We start from the raw sequence: 15878 nt of genomic DNA on the forward strand, positions 1-15878 counted from the left end.
TCCTCATTTACTCATCTATTCAAGGATATTTCCTTAAAATTATTTCTCAGCAATAGCAGCCTGAGCAGCAGCCAGACGAGCGATCGGCACACGGAACGGTGAGCAGGATACATAGTCCAGACCAATCTTATGGCAGAACTCTACGGAAGACGGATCGCCGCCGTGCTCACCGCAGATACCTACATGAAGAGTCGGGCGCTCTGCTTTACCTAACTTAATCGCCATCTCCATCAGCTTGCCTACGCCAGTCTGATCCAGTTTTGCAAATGGATCGCTCTCGAAGATCTTCTTATCATAGTAAGCATTCAGGAACTTGCCTGCATCATCACGGGAGAAGCCGTAGGTCATCTGAGTTAAGTCGTTTGTACCGAAGCAGAAGAATTCAGCCTCTTTTGCGATGTCGTCAGCGGTCAGAGCTGCACGCGGGATCTCGATCATGGTACCTACTTCGTACTTCAGATCAACGCCTGCTGCTGCGATCTCCTCGTCAGCGGTCTTCACAACGATATCTTTTACATATTTTAACTCTTTCGCATCGCAAGCGAGCGGAATCATGATCTCCGGTTTTACGGACCAGTCAGCGTGAGCTTTCTGTACGTTGATAGCTGCACGGATAACTGCCTTGGTCTGCATAACAGCGATCTCCGGATAGGTAACTGCCAGACGAAGTCCACGGTGACCCATCATCGGGTTGAACTCATGCAGGGAAGCAATCAGGTTCTTGATGAACTCTACAGATTTGCCCTGAGCGTCAGCCAGTTTCTTGATGTCCTCTTCCTCAGTCGGAACGAACTCATGCAACGGCGGATCCAGGAAACGGATAGTTACCGGGTTGCCCTCCAGAGCCTCGAACAGACCTTCGAAGTCGCCCTGCTGATACGGAAGGATCTTATCCAGAGCTGCTTCTCTCTCTTCTACAGTGTCAGCACAGATCATCTCACGGAAAGCAGCGATTCTGTCTTCCTCGAAGAACATATGCTCGGTACGGCAAAGACCGATACCCTCAGCGCCAAGCTCTCTAGCCTTCTTAGCATCTGCCGGTGTATCTGCGTTTGTACGAACTTTCAGTCTTCTGAACTTGTCAGCCCATGCCATAACGCGACCGAATGTACCAGCGATAGTAGCATCTACGGTCTTGATCTCACCTTCGTAAATATTACCGGTTGTACCATCGATGGAGATGAAGTCTCCCTCGTTGAATACTTTACCAGCTAAAGTGAATTTCTTATTCTCTTCATCCATAGCGATGTCGCCGCATCCGGATACACAGCAGGTACCCATACCACGAGCAACTACAGCTGCGTGAGAGGTCATACCACCACGAACGGTTAAGATACCCTGAGCAACCTTCATACCGGTGATATCTTCCGGAGAAGTCTCAAGACGAACTAAGATAACTTTCTCGCCCTTCTCAGCCCATTTCTCAGCATCTTCTGCGGTGAATACAACTTTACCGCAAGCAGCACCCGGAGAAGCACCTAAGCCTTTTCCAAGCGGAGTAGCTGCCTTTAATGCAGCAGCGTCAAACTGCGGATGCAGCAGTGTATCGAGGTTACGCGGGTCGATCATAGCGACTGCTTCTTCCTCTGTCTTATGACCTTCATCTACCAGGTCGCAAGCGATCTGCAGCGCAGCCTGAGCAGTTCTCTTACCGTTACGGCACTGTAACATGTAGAGTTTCTTGTTCTCTACGGTGAACTCCATATCCTGCATATCATGGTAGTGGTTCTCAAGCACATCACAAACCTTGATGAAATCTGCATATGCCTCCGGGAACTCCTGCTCCATCTGTGCGATCGGCATCGGAGTACGAACACCAGCAACAACGTCCTCGCCCTGTGCGTTCTTTAAGAACTCGCCCATCAGCTTCTTCTCGCCGGTTGCCGGGTCACGGGTAAATGCAACACCTGTACCAGACTCATCGTTTAAGTTACCGAATACCATCGGCATTACGTTTACTGCAGTACCCCAGGAATACGGAATATCATTATCTCTTCTGTATACGTTCGCACGCGGGTTGTCCCAGGAACGGAATACAGCTTCGATCGCTAATTTTAACTGAACAACCGGATCAGACGGGAAGTCCTCACCTAACTGTTTCTTATACTCAGTCTTAAACTGCTCTGCCAGAGTCTTTAAGTCAGCTGCGGTCAGCTCTATGTCGTAGTGAACGCCTTTTTCTGCTTTCATCTTGTCGATGAGCTGCTCGAAGTATTTCTTACCAACCTCCATAACGACATCTGAGAACATCTGGATGAAACGTCTGTAGGAGTCATATACAAATCGCTCAAATTTCGGGTCCGGGTTGCCTGCGATCATCGCTGCAACTACCTCGTCATTTAAACCAAGGTTTAAGATGGTATCCATCATACCTGGCATGGATGCTCTCGCACCGGAACGAACCGATACTAACAGTGGGTTCTTCAGATCGCCAAATTTCTTTCCATTGAGCTCTTCCATCTTCTTAACGCCTTCCATGGTCTGTGCCATGATCTCGTCGTTAATCTTGCGACCATCTTCGTAATACTGAGTACAAGCCTCAGTTGTGATTGTAAATCCCTGTGGAACCGGCAGACCGATGCTTGTCATCTCCGCCAGGTTCGCTCCCTTTCCTCCCAGCAGGTTACGCATGGTCATGTCGCCCTCGCTAAACATATAAACCCATTTTGCCATAAGTATTTTCCTCCTATACTCGTTTATGTTTTACATTCACATATTTGTATTTATGTGAAAGATAAAAGCCATCGTGAATATTATAACATAAACTGCGGTCTAGTAAAGAGTTTTTTTGAATTCTTTCCAACTTTTTTTCGATCAATATATATTTTTTTGTAATTTTCGCGAATATTAAATGAGATGACTATCCAGAACAGTGCCTAATCTGCCCCAAAATAAATTTCGTTCTTTGCAAAATGCCAAAAATGTCACAAGCCCTCTCTAACACAAAAAGCAGAAACCATCTCCTGTTTTCTGGAATATGGTTTCTGCTTTTTTGTTTATTTAAAGATTAGAAACGGAACTTATCCTCAAAGTAGTTCTTTAACTCGGCGATCGGCACACGTACCTGCTCCATGGTATCACGGTCACGGACGGTAACAGCCTGGTCGGTCTCCGACTCGAAGTCGTAAGTGATGCAGAACGGAGTACCGATCTCATCCTGACGGCGGTAACGCTTACCAATGTTTCCTCTGTCGTCGAACTCGCAGTTGTAGTACTTGGAAAGCTCTGCGTAGATCTTCTCTGCTCCCTCGTTAAGCTTCTTGGACAGCGGAAGCACACCGATCTTAACCGGTGCAATCGCCGGATGGAAGTGAAGAACGGTTCTCACATCGCCCTCTCCGATCTCTTCCTCATCGTATGCAGCACACAGGAATGCCAGGGTTACACGGTCAGCACCCAGTGACGGCTCAATCACATACGGGATGTATTTCTCCTTCTTCTCATCGTCAAAGTAGGTCATATCCTGACCGGAGGTGTTCTGATGCTGGGTCAGATCGTAATCGGTACGGTCTGCGATACCCCACAGCTCGCCCCATCCGAACGGGAACAGAAATTCCAGATCGGTCGTCGCCTTGCTGTAGAAACACAGTTCTTCCGGAGAATGGTCACGCGCGCGCATCTCGTCCGGCTTGATGCCAAGTGTCTGCAGCCAGTCGATGCAGTGCTGTTTCCAGTATGCAAACCACTCAAGGTCAGTACCCGGCTCACAGAAGAACTCAAGCTCCATCTGCTCGAACTCTCTGGTACGGAAGGTAAAGTTACCCGGTGTGATCTCGTTACGGAACGATTTACCGATCTGACCGATACCAAACGGGATCTTCTTGCGAGAAGTTCTCTGTACGTTCTTGAAGTTTACAAAGATACCCTGTGCAGTCTCCGGACGCAGATATACGGTGTTTTTTGCATCCTCGGTAACTCCCTGGAAAGTCTTGAACATCAGGTTAAACTGACGAATGTCGGTGAAATCATGCTTGCCGCAGCTCGGACAGCAGATGTTATTGTCATCAATGTACTGTTTCATCTGCTCCTGGGACCAGCCGTCTACAGAACCCTCGATCTCGATGTTGTGCTCTGCCATATAGTCCTCGATGAGCTTATCTGCACGGAAACGCTCTTTACAGCTCTTGCAGTCCATCAGCGGGTCAGAGAAGCCGCCCAGATGTCCGGATGCCACCCATGTCTGGGAGTTCATGAGAATCGCACAGTCTACACCTACGTTGTACGGGCTTTCCTGAATAAATTTCTGCCACCATGCACGTTTTACATTGTTTTTCAGTTCTACGCCCAGATTGCCGTAGTCCCATGTATTGGCAAGGCCGCCGTAAATCTCAGAACCCGGATATACAAATCCTCTTGATTTTGCCAGCGCCACGATTTTGTCCATCGTCTTTTCCATTTGTCTTGTCCTCCTGATTCATTTATCATTGTACCCGTCCCCGCCTCTTCTTTCGATATCTGGCAGATGGACGAATTTAACAATCATTCTGTTTTTTATCTTTTAAAAATCACATAAGCCGTGCCTGTTTCCGGCAGACTGACGGTTGAATCGTCTTTTAACTCGGTATTCGAACTGCGGTAAAGCACTTTTCCGCCGACCATCAGCGTCGCACCGCCCTCGCTCCGGACTGCCATGCCGCTTTTTTCATTTTGAACCGTATCCGTTCCGGCTTCGCTTCCATCTGCCTTTACCAGCTCACCCTCGGAAAACCATCCATCGGCAATCGCCTCCGAAAGCGGCTTTGCCTCCAGCGCCGTCAGGGAGTTGCTGGTGTCCTCGTTGTCATTCGTCTCTCCGAATGCTTTCAGATCTTCAAAGGAAGCATAATCAAAGATCGCAGTCACCGTGTCTTTTCCCGCCTTCACACTTTTCAATGCTGCCGGCAGTCTCTCGGCATTTTTCTGGTTCTGTGCCAGCGCCCCGGCGCCTTTTTCTTCATTAAAATGAATCACTGCCGTCTCTAAATACTGCTTTAATTCATTCTCATCGACCGAAATACCGCCGGTCTGCTCCACCAGAGCACTCGACAGCGCTCCGTCTTTTGCCACATATACGCAGCTCTCCGAAGGGGAAAAGGCGGTTTCCCGTGAGCCACAGCCGGACAGCATCACACCCACGGTACACGCTGCCAGAAGAAATCCTCTTTTTTTCATTGCTCTTCCTCCCAAGCGCAAAAATGCTCCTACAACCAAGTTTTTATAGTATACCTGCTTTTCTATGTATTTTCAAGACTTGGACCTGAAAAAACGCATACTCGCACTTCCGTTTCCAGAGATACCTGCCTTTCAACCGTAAATCCTGCTTTTTGTCAACGTCCCCCATTCAGGGTCTTCCAGATGTCCGGACGGTACCTCCGCAACACGCGCGCCGCCTGATAACAGAGTGTCACTGCAAGCAGCGGCATGCACACATACATAAACATCGAAACCAGCTGGCTGCCCGGAAATAGCAGCGCCGCCGCCTTATTGAGGAAACGGACCACCACAAAGTGCGTCGCATAGATAAAAAAGGTGCAGGTCATAAACGGTCTGACTTCTCCCAGCCAGCGCTCGTTTACCATCATCCAGATACCGATGACTGCCAGAAGCTGGTAGAGAACGATTCCCGGCACAAAATAGTGGGTATAATAGCTCCTGCTGAGCACGATTCCCACTGCCAGCAGGCACACCCCCAGTGCCGCCCGCTTCCACGACCATACCGCCTCCGCCCATTTTCTCCCGTGCAGCGCCGCATAGGCGGCAAAGGAATAATAAATCAGGGCGTCCAGATTCAGCTCCGGCAGCGCCACCCCCTTGAAAAGTGCCACAAACAGCACCAGCAGAAATGCCGCGCCGGTCCAGATATTTTTCAGAAACAGATACAGCACCGGTGCCAGCAGCACCAGCAGGATGATCTGGTACATGAACCAGAACACCGGATTGAAGGTGTACTTGGTGATCGCCTGCCATGCGCCCGACGGCGTAATCACCAGATCCGTCCGGTTGGCGATCGTCTGCAGTCCCGGAATCCGGCTCGCCGCCACATACGCCACGTAGTAGATGGTATTCCAGAGCAGGTACGGAACCAGAAGCGAATGCAGACGTTTATTTAATTTTTCTCCCAGCCGCTTCATCGTGAAGTTCCGGTAGAACAGGTAGGCAGACAGCATGATAAAGCATGGGATGTCCACCCGCAGAATTTCCTGCATGACCGGGTACTGGAAATGCCACCACGGTGCGTCCTGCCCCAGTTCCGGGAAAAACAGATCCGCGTTGCCGGAATGCGTCCAGATGACCATGAGGCAGCAGATGAAATTGAACCAGGCGATTTTCTGATGGAATTTGGCTTCTGGCATATAAATGGTTCCTCCCTGGATAGTTGTATGTTATGTAATCGTCTGCAATATCTCCAATGAGTGAAAACTTTTATCTACATATGCCCTCTTATTCCGCTCCACATTCGCCGCAAATTGTGCAAATGCATCTTCTTTCAGAAGAAATGTATACAACTTCTCGATCGGCGCGTAGATGACGTACTGCCAGGCGTAGCGTGCGGAGTCTCCGGCGCGCAGGGGTGGATCTTCAGTGTATTCGCCGTTGATGACCATGATTTTTAATTCGAAGATGCGCTGTACAAGTTTGTTGGGGAGTGCGGGTTTTAGGAGGGCGCGGAAGGACTGGTAGAGTAATCGCAGCATTTCTCTTGCCTCCAGACCTTCTCTTCCGAAGTATTCGGCGAATTCAGCAAAATAGGAGGCGTAGCAGGCGCACTCAACGTCCTGTTCAAGTCCTTCGAAATAGTTTTCGATCTCCGCGCCATAGAGATTGTAGGCATCCCGCGTCTCAGAAAGTGTGAAGGTTCCAAATGCGAAAGGCCGGCTTGCCGCACGCAGCAAACTTCCAGTGCGCTTCGCCCCGCGGGCAAATGCCGTGATTTTTCCGCGGTCTCCCGTCAGGAGAATCAGACGTTTATCAAATTCACCGACCGGGGCTGCATAAAGCACCATTCCGGTTGTCTGTATCAAATCTCGCATGCAGCCCTTCCTTCCCTCACTTAAATTTCTTTCGGGTTATATCCGTAATTCTTCATATACATATCGCTGTCTCTCCACTCCCGGCGCACTTTAACCCAGAGTTTCAGGTTGACCTTCGTGTCCATCAGATTTTCAATTTCCATCCGGGCAGCGGTTCCGATACGTTTTAACATCGATCCGCCTTTTCCGATGATGATGCCCTTGTGGGAATCGCGCTCGCACACGATCGTTGCATCCACGTCGATGATGCCGTTTGGGCGCTCTTTCATCTGGTCGATGACAACTGCAATGCCGTGGGGGATCTCGTCGTCCAGCATCCGAAGCGCTTTCTCGCGGATCAGCTCCGCTGCGATCTGGCGCATCGGCTGGTCGGTGACGGTATCCTCATCGTAAAACTGCGGACCTGCCGGGAGATATTTAAAAATACTGCTCTTGACATCCTCGATATTCATCTCTTTGAGAGCCGAAACCGGGATAATCTCCGCAAAATTCAAAATATCCTTATATGCCGCGATAAAGGTCAGGATCTCTTCCTTCGATTTGACCGTATCAATTTTATTAATAACCAGAATGACCGGCGTCTTGATCTTCGAAAGCTGCTCTGCAATGTGGCGCTCGCCTGCCCCGATGAAGGTGGTCGGCTCTACCAGCCAGAGAATCACGTCAACCTCTTTTAACGTATTCTCTGCGACATTGACCATGTACTCGCCCAGCTTGTTTTTCGCCTTGTGGATACCCGGTGTGTCCAGAAAAATGATCTGTCCGCGCTCGTCTGTGTAAACCGTCTGGATACGGTTCCGGGTCGTCTGCGGCTTCTCAGATGTGATCGCGATCTTCTGTCCGATCAGGTGGTTCATCAGCGTAGATTTGCCGACATTCGGACGCCCGATCAGGGTCACAAAGCCAGATTTAAACTCTTTTGTATCTGTATTTGCCATCTTGTTTCCTTTCACTTGCATTTTGTTTAGTTAAACAGATTCTTCACCGTCTTAAACAGATCCTGATTTGCCTTGACTTTTTCTGCATTTCCAATCGCACAGATGCTCTGCTCACTGAACACTGCCCTGATAATCGGTGCCAGCTCCCGGATATCCTCCGGGGTAACTGCCAGGATCTCGTCTCTCTCTTTCTGGATCATCGCATCCGTCACGCCGGTAAACCAGGCCGCGTCGGCGCGAATGCCTTTGTACGGCGGCAGAAGCGGCGCATCAAGGTCGCTGATGGTTCCAATCACGAATTTCGTCATATCACGCTCGTCTGCCTCAAACTGCTCCAGATACGGCACGATGCCCTCGTAAACCTCATTCGTCTCGCGCAGGTTCGGATCGCGGTAGGAAACGAAATAGCTGTCGCCAAATCGTCCGGCTCCATTCATGACGCCGTAAGCGCCGCCCTTGACACGGACATTGATCCACAGATAATCATATCCGAGAATGACTTTCAGCGTCCGCAGCGTGCCCTTGTATGCCAGCCCTTTCTCCACGAAATTGCCGCAGCGCGCCAGATAATTGACCTGGGAGGAGGTCATGAAGCCCTCGTTTAAGTTCTCTTTTTTCCACTCAAACGGATAAACGGTTCCGTCGCCCTGTGGAAGACGTTCTTTTAAAAGCGGAAGCGCTGCTTCAAGCCCTGCCTGATCGCCAGCTGCTGCCGTGTAGCTTATCAGCATATTTTCTTTCGTAAACAGGCGTGCCGCCGTCTCTTTTAATTTCGCGATCACCTCACCCTTTTTCTCATCAAAGTGCTTTGCCGTCTCTTCAAGGAACTGGTAGAAGCCGATTCCGCCCGTGCAGTCGTCAAATGCCGATTCTGCTGAAAAATAGGAGCTGGCTCTCATCACTGCCGCTGAATGTGCCGCCTGATTTAAACGCATCTGGCTCTTCGACTTCGTCTCCGCCACAATCTCGCCGAGACGTTTCTCATCATCAAGGATTGAATCAAGCAGAATCTCCGCGATCGCTGAAAATCCAAAGTCCAGCTTCTCGCACAGCACCCGGGCACTCGCGGTAAAAATACCGGTAAACGCGCCCTGTTTCCGGCTGTCCGCATAGGAGCTGACGCTGAGCGTGATACCGCCGGTATTTAAGTTGATCTCATCCGACAAATCGCTGTATGTGTGTTTCGTCGTATCGACAAATCCAAGCACTGCTTTCAAAAGTCCCACATACGGCAGATCCCTGGACGGTACATGGTCGGTACAAAACATCACGCGCAGATAACCGATGCCTGAGGTAAAGAGCTCATGTGCCAGCACCTTGGTTCCGCCAATCTCGCGCTCGGTCAGGATAAATTTCTCCGCCTCTTTGCGGATATCTGAGCGTTTCAACAGCGGAATCTTCTCTAAATCTTCCTTCGGGGACGGGGTGTCCTGATACTCTTTCAGCTCTTTTGTGCCATCCACGATCGCCTGAATCTCCTCCGCGCCCAGGCTCTTCTTATATACTTCCAGCTTTTCACGCAGCTTCTCATCCTCGATCGCCGTCAGTCCCCGCTTCGGGCTGACCGTGATCACCGCCTCAAACGGGTTATCTAAGAGATATTTGCGGATCAGTTCTTCAAAATATCCTTCCTTTGCTGCTTTTTTGAGGAATGCAAATGTCTCCTCATATTCCAGGTGCATCAGCGGATCGCCGCCGTACAGCCAGCTATCTAAGCACTGCAAGCCGTACATCAATCCTTTCGGCGCGTTGCCGAAATCTGCCTCACGGCTGCGGAATTCATAGTAGTTGATGCCCGCCATCAGGCTCTTCTGGTTGATGCCATCATCTGCCAGCTTCTTAAGCGTTGCCTTGACAGTCTTTAAAAACGCCTCTTTCTGGCTGCCATCCGCATTTTTCGCAATGACAGAAAAATATGGCTGTAAAATACCATTTTCATAGCTTCCCAGGATATCCTGGCCAATCCCAGCGCTGATGAGTTCTTTCTTTAAAACGGCGCCCGGCGCATCCAAAAGCACATACTCCAGGATCTGAAATGCCATGTAGAGAATCGGGTCAAGATCGTCGCCCACCACCGTATTAACCGACAGATAGGTTGCGTGATCCTCCGGCTCATCCTCAGTGATCGGATAGAAGATCTCACGGTCCTTCGGAGCGTCAAACGGCTTCTGGTAGTGAATTTCAGAATCCACCGGCTGACGGTCATAGTGGCTTAAATACTCACGATCCAGCCAGTCCAGCTTCTCTGCCATATCCATATTTCCGTACAGATAGATAAAGCTGTTGGACGGATGGTAGAATTTGCGGTGGAAATTCAGGAAATCCTCATAGGTCAGCTCCGGGATAACCTCCGGGGCGCCGCCGGACTCATGCGTATAGCAGGTATCCGGGTAAAGCGTGTTCTGCGTGTAGCGGTCAAGCACGCCCTCCGGGGAGGAAAATGCACCCTTCATCTCATTGTAAACGACACCGTTTACCGTGATCGGGCTGTCCGCCGACTCCATCTCGTAATGCCAGCCCTCCTGGCGGAAAATCTTCTCTTCTTTATAGATATTCGGATGCAGAACCGCGTCCATATAGACGTCCATCAGGTTCTGGAAATCTTTGTCGTTGCAGCTTGCAACCGGGTATACCGTCTTATCCGGGTAGGTCATCGCGTTTAAGAAGGTATTTAAGGAGCCCTTCACCAGCTCTACAAACGGATCCTTGACTGGAAATTTCGCCGAACCGCACAGGACGCTGTGCTCCATGATATGCGGCACACCCGTGCTGTCAGATGGCGGGGTGCGGAATCCGATGCAGAACACCTTATTCTCATCGTCATTCGAGAGTAGGAACACTCTCGCTCCCGTCTTCTTATGTTCCAGAAGAATCCCCTCGGAATTCAGCTCTTTTACATGTTTTTCGTTCAGGATCTGATAACTCTTCAAATCTTTTACTGTCATGCTGTCTTTCCTTTCTCTGAAACGATTCCACAGCGCATACAGACATCTGTTGAATCGTTACTGTTCACGTATACGTGAACAGTAACGTTGAATCGCACCTTTTTTCTTCTTTTTTTACAGTCTTCCCATAAATTTGTCTTTTAGTACGGCAAATGCCTCCCGCAGCCACAGGTGCACCGCCAGCACCGGGTCGCACGCAGCTGCCACGCCGACCGGCTCGATCTCCTGTCTGCGCGCGATCGCCTCCGCCCGGAACACATGGTAATTGCTCGTCAGAATCCCGATCCGGATGGTATCGCCGTCCGGGCGCTCACGGTAAAACTCCATCAGGTGTGCCCGCGCCGCCTGCGCCTTGTTGTATTCCTGCCGGTCGATCACCGTCCGGCTGAACTCGATGTTCTGCACCGTGTCGGAGGACTGGTCTTCAATCAGCAGCTTATCCTCCGGAATCCCGTTGTACTGTAAATATTCGTACATCGCCCGCGCCTCGCTGATCTCCTCGCCCGGACCTTTTCCGCCGGAAAGCACCAGAACCGTGTTCGGATATTCCTCCGAATACTCGATCGCCCGATCCAGACGCTGCTTTAGGGAATTGCTGATCTTGGTGCCGCGCACACGTGCTCCCAGCACGATCACATAGTCCGCCGGCTGTCCCGTCGCCGTAATGGCGCTCCAGCCGATCAAAACCTCCGTGATCACCAGAATCAGAAATCCCGCCGCACATACTGTCCCGACGGAAACGCCGATCCACACGGGAATTCTGCCCTCATGCTGGCTGCCAAACCACCATCCAGCCGCCAGAAGTCCCAAAAAAATCGCCAAGCAGGGCCAGATCAAGGCAAACGAAGTCGAAACACCTGAATAAATAACAATTATGATATAATATAACAGGCACAGGACCGCCGTTCCTCCTAAAAACCAAACCATCTGTCATCCTCCTGATGTCCATCCAGCCGCACCTTTACAAATCCAGCGCTTCGTCCTCACGCCGCAGGATATCCTGCGGCTTTGCCATACCGCCTAAGTCTACCCAGAGCTGCTGCTTCGGGTGCGGTGCGCTCTCCTGCGCGGTTCCATCCTCAGTAAAGATGCCTTTCACTTCCACACGCAGGTTACGTCCGTCCGGCTTCATGATCTCGATCGTCTCTCCCACGCTGAATTTATTCTTCTGCTCCAGATGAACCAGGCCATCCCCGCGCACAGCGCCGACCGTTCCCAGATAGGTATACGGTTTTACATAAGTATTGCTTCCGTATACCTGCGACTCGGTACCCGGTTTATGGAAATAAAATCCGGTGATGTATTCCCGGTGGGTACATTTGCGGATCTCACTCTTATACCACTCCATCTTGGACTGGTATTTTTCCGGGCTTTCCAGATAATCGTCGATTGCGATTCGGTAGGTTCTCGCCACGGTTGCCACATAGAGTGCTGTCTTCATGCGTCCCTCGATCTTGAAGCTGTCGATTCCTGCTTCGACCATCTCCGGAATGTGCTCAATCATGCACAGGTCGCGGGAGTTGAAAATATAGCTGCCGCGCTCATTTTCATAGACCGGCATCCACTCGCCCGGTCTTGTCTCCTCCGCCACCGCATATTTCCAGCGGCACGGATGAGTACAGGCGCCCTGGTTCGCGTCGCGCCCCGTCAGAAAATTGCTGAGAAGACATCGTCCTGAATAGGAAATGCACATCGCTCCGTGGATGAAGCTCTCGATCTCCATATCCTCCGGAATATGTTCGCGGATCTCGCGAATCTCCTTCAAGGACAGCTCCCGCGCCGTTACCACGCGCTTCGCGCCCTGTTTATACCAGAAAAGGAACGTCCCGTAGTTTGTATTATTTGCCTGTGTGCTGATATGGATCTCCATCTCCGGGAGAATGCGTCTGGCAATCTCAAAAACACCCGGATCGGAAATAATCAGCGCATCCGGCTTGATTTCTTTCAGTTCTGTGAAATATTCTTCCACACCGGCTAAATCATCATTATGTGCAAAAATATTTGCTGTAATATATACTTTGACGCCGCGCTCATGGGCGAACGCAATGCCCTCTTTGATCTCTTCGTTCGTAAAATTCTTCGCCTTTGCCCGCAGACCAAACGCCTCGCCGCCCAGATAGACCGCATCGGCTCCGTAAAGGACCGCCGTCTTGAGGACGTCCAGGCTGCCCGCCGGGATTAAAAGTTCCAGTTTTCTCATGTTTTTCCTTTCTTTTATCGCTTTACACTTAACGCCACGCCATCCCCGATCGGAATGACAGACGTCTCAAATTCTTTCATGTGTGTCAGTTCATATAAATAATCGCGCATCCGCGTGTGGATCGTCCGGTTGCGGCGCTCGACCGCATAGCGGGATTCCACGATATCGCCGTCCTGTAAGACATTGTCCGACAGAAGAACGCCGCCGGACGGCAGCAGACGCAAAATCTGAGGCAGCCAGTGCATATACTGCCCCTTAGCCGCATCCATAAATATAAAATCATAAGGGCCGGAAAGCGTCCCCAGTATCTCTTCCGCATCGCCTTCCAGTAAAGTAATGCACGGCTCTTTTCCTGCCCTTTCAAAATTGCGCTTGGCAATCGGTATTCTTTTTTCGTACTTCTCAATCGTCGTGATCCGGCAGTTTTCCGGCATCACACGGCTCATCAGTAAAGCCGAATAGCCCACAGCCGTTCCTACCTCCAGAATCGACTGCGGGCGCTTGAGAGCAATCAGTGTTTTCAGAAATGCGGAGGTCTCCCTGCGGATGATCGGCACGCAGTCAGCCAGCGCTTCTTCCTCTATCGAGTCGAGCAGCGGTCCGTTGCCCGCGTCCAACGACTGGATATAGGCGGTAATTCTGTCATTTACTATCACTTTTATCCTCCTCCGGGCTGGCGGCAGAAGCTGCCGCCTCATCCATCTCCTTCAGCATCTCCAGAGAAGTCTGGGCGGTGCTGAACTGATAGGTTCCCGGATATATCTTGTATTCATAAATCTTTGCCTGCAGCACAAAGACCACGCGGCTCCTAATCAAACCGACGCGTTCCAGCGCTTCGCCTGCCTCGGAGGTGCTTTCGCTTTCCTCGATGGTAACCGTTCTCATTCTTCCCGGCTCTGCCTCAACTGCGGTCGGTTTAAATATCTCATGCCCCAGCCAGTAGCCCTTCGTTGCGCCCTCATAGAGCAGAAACAGTGTCAGTACCAGAAAAACGATCCGGAACACACTGTCCAGAATTGATACTGCGATATGGGGTTCCCCAGATGTCCGGCTCATATGCCACCTCCGTGCTGCTTTTGCAGTCTTCTACACTTCCATGATGATCGGAAGAATCATCGGATTTCTCTTCATCTTCTTCCATAGGAAATCACTCAGGCTGTCGCGGATAATGTTCTTGATCTTGCCCCAGTCGCTCACGTGCTTCTCAAGACAGCCTTGTACGGCTTCATCCACGATTCTCTGTGCCTCTTCCATCAGATCCTCGGACTCACGCACATAGACGAAACCTCGGGACACGATATCCGGTCCCGCTAAGAGCTGGTTGCTGTATTTCTCCAGCGTCAGTACCACGATAATGATACCGTTCTGTGCCAGGTTCTGGCGGTCGCGCAGAACGATATTTCCGACATCACCGATGCCCAGGCCATCGACCAGGATGCCGCCCGCCTGTACATGGTCGGCAACACGGTAGCCCTCGTCCCCGATCTCGATCACATCACCTGAGCGCATCAGGATGACATTTTCCTTCGGAATGCCCATTGAGATTGCCAGGTTGCGCTGCGCCATCAGGTGGCGGTACTCACCGTGTACCGGAATCGAGAATTTCGGACGAATTAAGGAGTACATCAGCTTGATCTCCTCCTGGCAGGCATGTCCGGATACGTGGGTATCCTGGTTGATAACCTCTGCGCCCTTCATCGACAGCTCATTGATAACTCTTGCAACGGCTTTCTCATTGCCCGGAATCGGGGTGGAACTTAAAATAACCACGTCGCCCGGCATGATCGAAACCTTCTTGTGCAGGTCTGCCGCCATACGGGACAGTGCCGCCAGAGACTCGCCCTGGCTGCCGGTCGTGATAAGGACGGTATCCTCTTTCTTATAATTTTTCAGATGTTCAATGTCGATCAGTGTATTTTCCGGAATATTAATGTATCCAAGTTCGCTCGCCGTGCCGATGACATTGACCATGCTTCGGCCCTCGACCACTACCTTACGTCCATAGTGGTATGCCGTATTGATGATCTGCTGGACACGGTCTACGTTGGAAGCAAACGTCGCAACGATGATCCGGTTGTTCTTGTGCTCTGCAAAAATCGAATCAAAGGTCTTGCCGACGGTGCGCTCCGACATCGTAAATCCCGGACGGATCGCGTTGGTACTGTCGCACATCAGCGCCAGCACGCCTTTCTTTCCAAGCTCGGCAAAACGCTGCAGATCCGCCGGTTCGCCGAATACCGGTGTGTAATCGATCTTGAAGTCGCCGGTGTGGACGATAATGCCAGCCGGGGAGAAGATCGCAAGCGCCGATGCATCTGCGATACTGTGGTTCGTCTTGATGAACTCAATCCGAAAACATCCGAGATTGATGGACTGTCCGTGCTTTACGACCTTGCGGCGGACGGTCTTCATCATATTATGCTCTTTTAATTTATTCTCAATCAGTCCGATCGTCAGTTTGGTGCCGTATACCGGTGCCGGAACATCGCGGAGTACATACGGCAGCGCGCCGATATGGTCCTCATGTCCGTGCGTGATCACAAAGCCCTTGACTTTGTCAATGTTGTTCTTTAAATAGGATACATCCGGGATAACCAGATCGATTCCCAGCATATCGTCGCTCGGAAATGCCATACCGCAGTCTACTACAATAATGCTGTCTTCATATTCGAAGGCAGTCATATTCATACCGATCTGTTCCAGACCACCGAGCGGTATGATCTTTACCTTATTATGATTTGTTTCCTTTTTCAATCAATGCACCTCCAAAAATTCGATTTTTAGA

The 15878-nt window shown here is 50.7% G+C and carries 12 protein-coding genes; all 12 read right to left on the bottom strand.

The genetic code is table 11. The features are described from left to right. Positions 1–39: 39 nt before the first annotated feature. The 12 genes from ppdK to DXD12_RS07635 all read right to left on the bottom strand — a co-directional run bounded on the left by ppdK (position 40) and on the right by DXD12_RS07635 (position 15847). Positions 40–2673 (bottom strand): pyruvate, phosphate dikinase, encoded by a 2634-nt coding sequence (ppdK, locus tag DXD12_RS07580; protein ID WP_118637996.1) that lies wholly within the window; start codon positions 2671–2673, stop codon positions 40–42. A 334-nt stretch (positions 2674–3007) separates the two neighbouring features. Beyond that, positions 3008–4396: a glycine--tRNA ligase gene (locus tag DXD12_RS07585; protein WP_107001585.1), complete on the bottom strand. Its 1389-nt coding sequence runs from the start codon at positions 4394–4396 to the stop codon at positions 3008–3010. A gap of 95 nt (positions 4397–4491) precedes the next feature. Further along, the gene (locus DXD12_RS07590; RefSeq protein ID WP_107001586.1) at positions 4492–5151 is read right to left on the bottom strand and encodes a hypothetical protein; all 660 of its coding nucleotides are present in this window, start codon (positions 5149–5151) and stop codon (positions 4492–4494) included. A gap of 155 nt (positions 5152–5306) precedes the next feature. Further along, positions 5307–6332: an acyltransferase gene (locus DXD12_RS07595; protein ID WP_118637998.1), complete on the bottom strand. Its 1026-nt coding sequence runs from the start codon at positions 6330–6332 to the stop codon at positions 5307–5309. Between the two features lie 30 nt (positions 6333–6362). Continuing rightward, positions 6363–7010 carry a DNA repair protein RecO gene (recO, locus tag DXD12_RS07600; protein ID WP_022359740.1) on the bottom strand — a complete coding sequence of 216 codons (648 nt, stop codon included), beginning with the start codon at positions 7008–7010 and terminating at the stop codon, positions 6363–6365. 20 nt (positions 7011–7030) lie between these two features. Then, complete coding sequence (gene era / locus DXD12_RS07605) at positions 7031–7948, bottom strand: GTPase Era (RefSeq protein WP_022359739.1); 918 nt, start codon at positions 7946–7948, stop codon at positions 7031–7033. Between the two features lie 26 nt (positions 7949–7974). Continuing rightward, positions 7975–10893: an insulinase family protein gene (locus DXD12_RS07610; RefSeq protein WP_118638000.1), complete on the bottom strand. Its 2919-nt coding sequence runs from the start codon at positions 10891–10893 to the stop codon at positions 7975–7977. A 114-nt stretch (positions 10894–11007) separates the two neighbouring features. Further along, the gene (locus DXD12_RS07615; RefSeq protein ID WP_107001589.1) at positions 11008–11820 is read right to left on the bottom strand and encodes a YdcF family protein; all 813 of its coding nucleotides are present in this window, start codon (positions 11818–11820) and stop codon (positions 11008–11010) included. Positions 11821–11854: 34 nt separating this feature from the next. Then, on the bottom strand, positions 11855–13093 hold the full coding sequence (locus DXD12_RS07620) for a U32 family peptidase (RefSeq protein WP_118467416.1): 1239 nt from the start codon (positions 13091–13093) through the stop codon (positions 11855–11857). Positions 13094–13107: 14 nt separating this feature from the next. Next, positions 13108–13749 carry an O-methyltransferase gene (locus DXD12_RS07625; RefSeq protein ID WP_022359735.1) on the bottom strand — a complete coding sequence of 214 codons (642 nt, stop codon included), beginning with the start codon at positions 13747–13749 and terminating at the stop codon, positions 13108–13110. Next, a complete protein-coding gene (locus DXD12_RS07630) occupies positions 13736–14149 on the bottom strand; it encodes an aminodeoxychorismate lyase (protein WP_118628759.1) in 414 nt (137 codons plus the stop codon). The genes DXD12_RS07625 and DXD12_RS07630 overlap by 14 nt, the downstream gene beginning before the upstream one ends. A gap of 30 nt (positions 14150–14179) precedes the next feature. Next, on the bottom strand, positions 14180–15847 hold the full coding sequence (locus DXD12_RS07635) for a ribonuclease J (RefSeq protein ID WP_118628760.1): 1668 nt from the start codon (positions 15845–15847) through the stop codon (positions 14180–14182). Positions 15848–15878: the final 31 nt, after the last annotated feature.

This window comes from Clostridium sp. TF11-13AC, from assembly GCF_003481065.1.
GTDB lineage: Bacteria > Bacillota > Clostridia > Lachnospirales > Lachnospiraceae > Otoolea > Otoolea fessa.

What these genes read in the sequence shown, in the direction of transcription:
- ppdK (WP_118637996.1), bottom strand. Translation starts at nt 2,673, where the DNA reads ATGGCAAAATGGGTTTATATGTTTAGCGAGGGCGACATGACCATGCGT.
- DXD12_RS07585 (WP_107001585.1), bottom strand. Translation starts at nt 4,396, where the DNA reads ATGGAAAAGACGATGGACAAAATCGTGGCGCTGGCAAAATCAAGAGGA.
- DXD12_RS07590 (WP_107001586.1), bottom strand. Translation starts at nt 5,151, where the DNA reads ATGAAAAAAAGAGGATTTCTTCTGGCAGCGTGTACCGTGGGTGTGATG.
- DXD12_RS07595 (WP_118637998.1), bottom strand. Translation starts at nt 6,332, where the DNA reads ATGCCAGAAGCCAAATTCCATCAGAAAATCGCCTGGTTCAATTTCATC.
- recO (WP_022359740.1), bottom strand. Translation starts at nt 7,010, where the DNA reads ATGCGAGATTTGATACAGACAACCGGAATGGTGCTTTATGCAGCCCCG.
- era (WP_022359739.1), bottom strand. Translation starts at nt 7,948, where the DNA reads ATGGCAAATACAGATACAAAAGAGTTTAAATCTGGCTTTGTGACCCTG.
- DXD12_RS07610 (WP_118638000.1), bottom strand. Translation starts at nt 10,893, where the DNA reads ATGACAGTAAAAGATTTGAAGAGTTATCAGATCCTGAACGAAAAACAT.
- DXD12_RS07615 (WP_107001589.1), bottom strand. Translation starts at nt 11,820, where the DNA reads ATGGTTTGGTTTTTAGGAGGAACGGCGGTCCTGTGCCTGTTATATTAT.
- DXD12_RS07620 (WP_118467416.1), bottom strand. Translation starts at nt 13,093, where the DNA reads ATGAGAAAACTGGAACTTTTAATCCCGGCGGGCAGCCTGGACGTCCTC.
- DXD12_RS07630 (WP_118628759.1), bottom strand. Translation starts at nt 14,149, where the DNA reads ATGAGCCGGACATCTGGGGAACCCCATATCGCAGTATCAATTCTGGAC.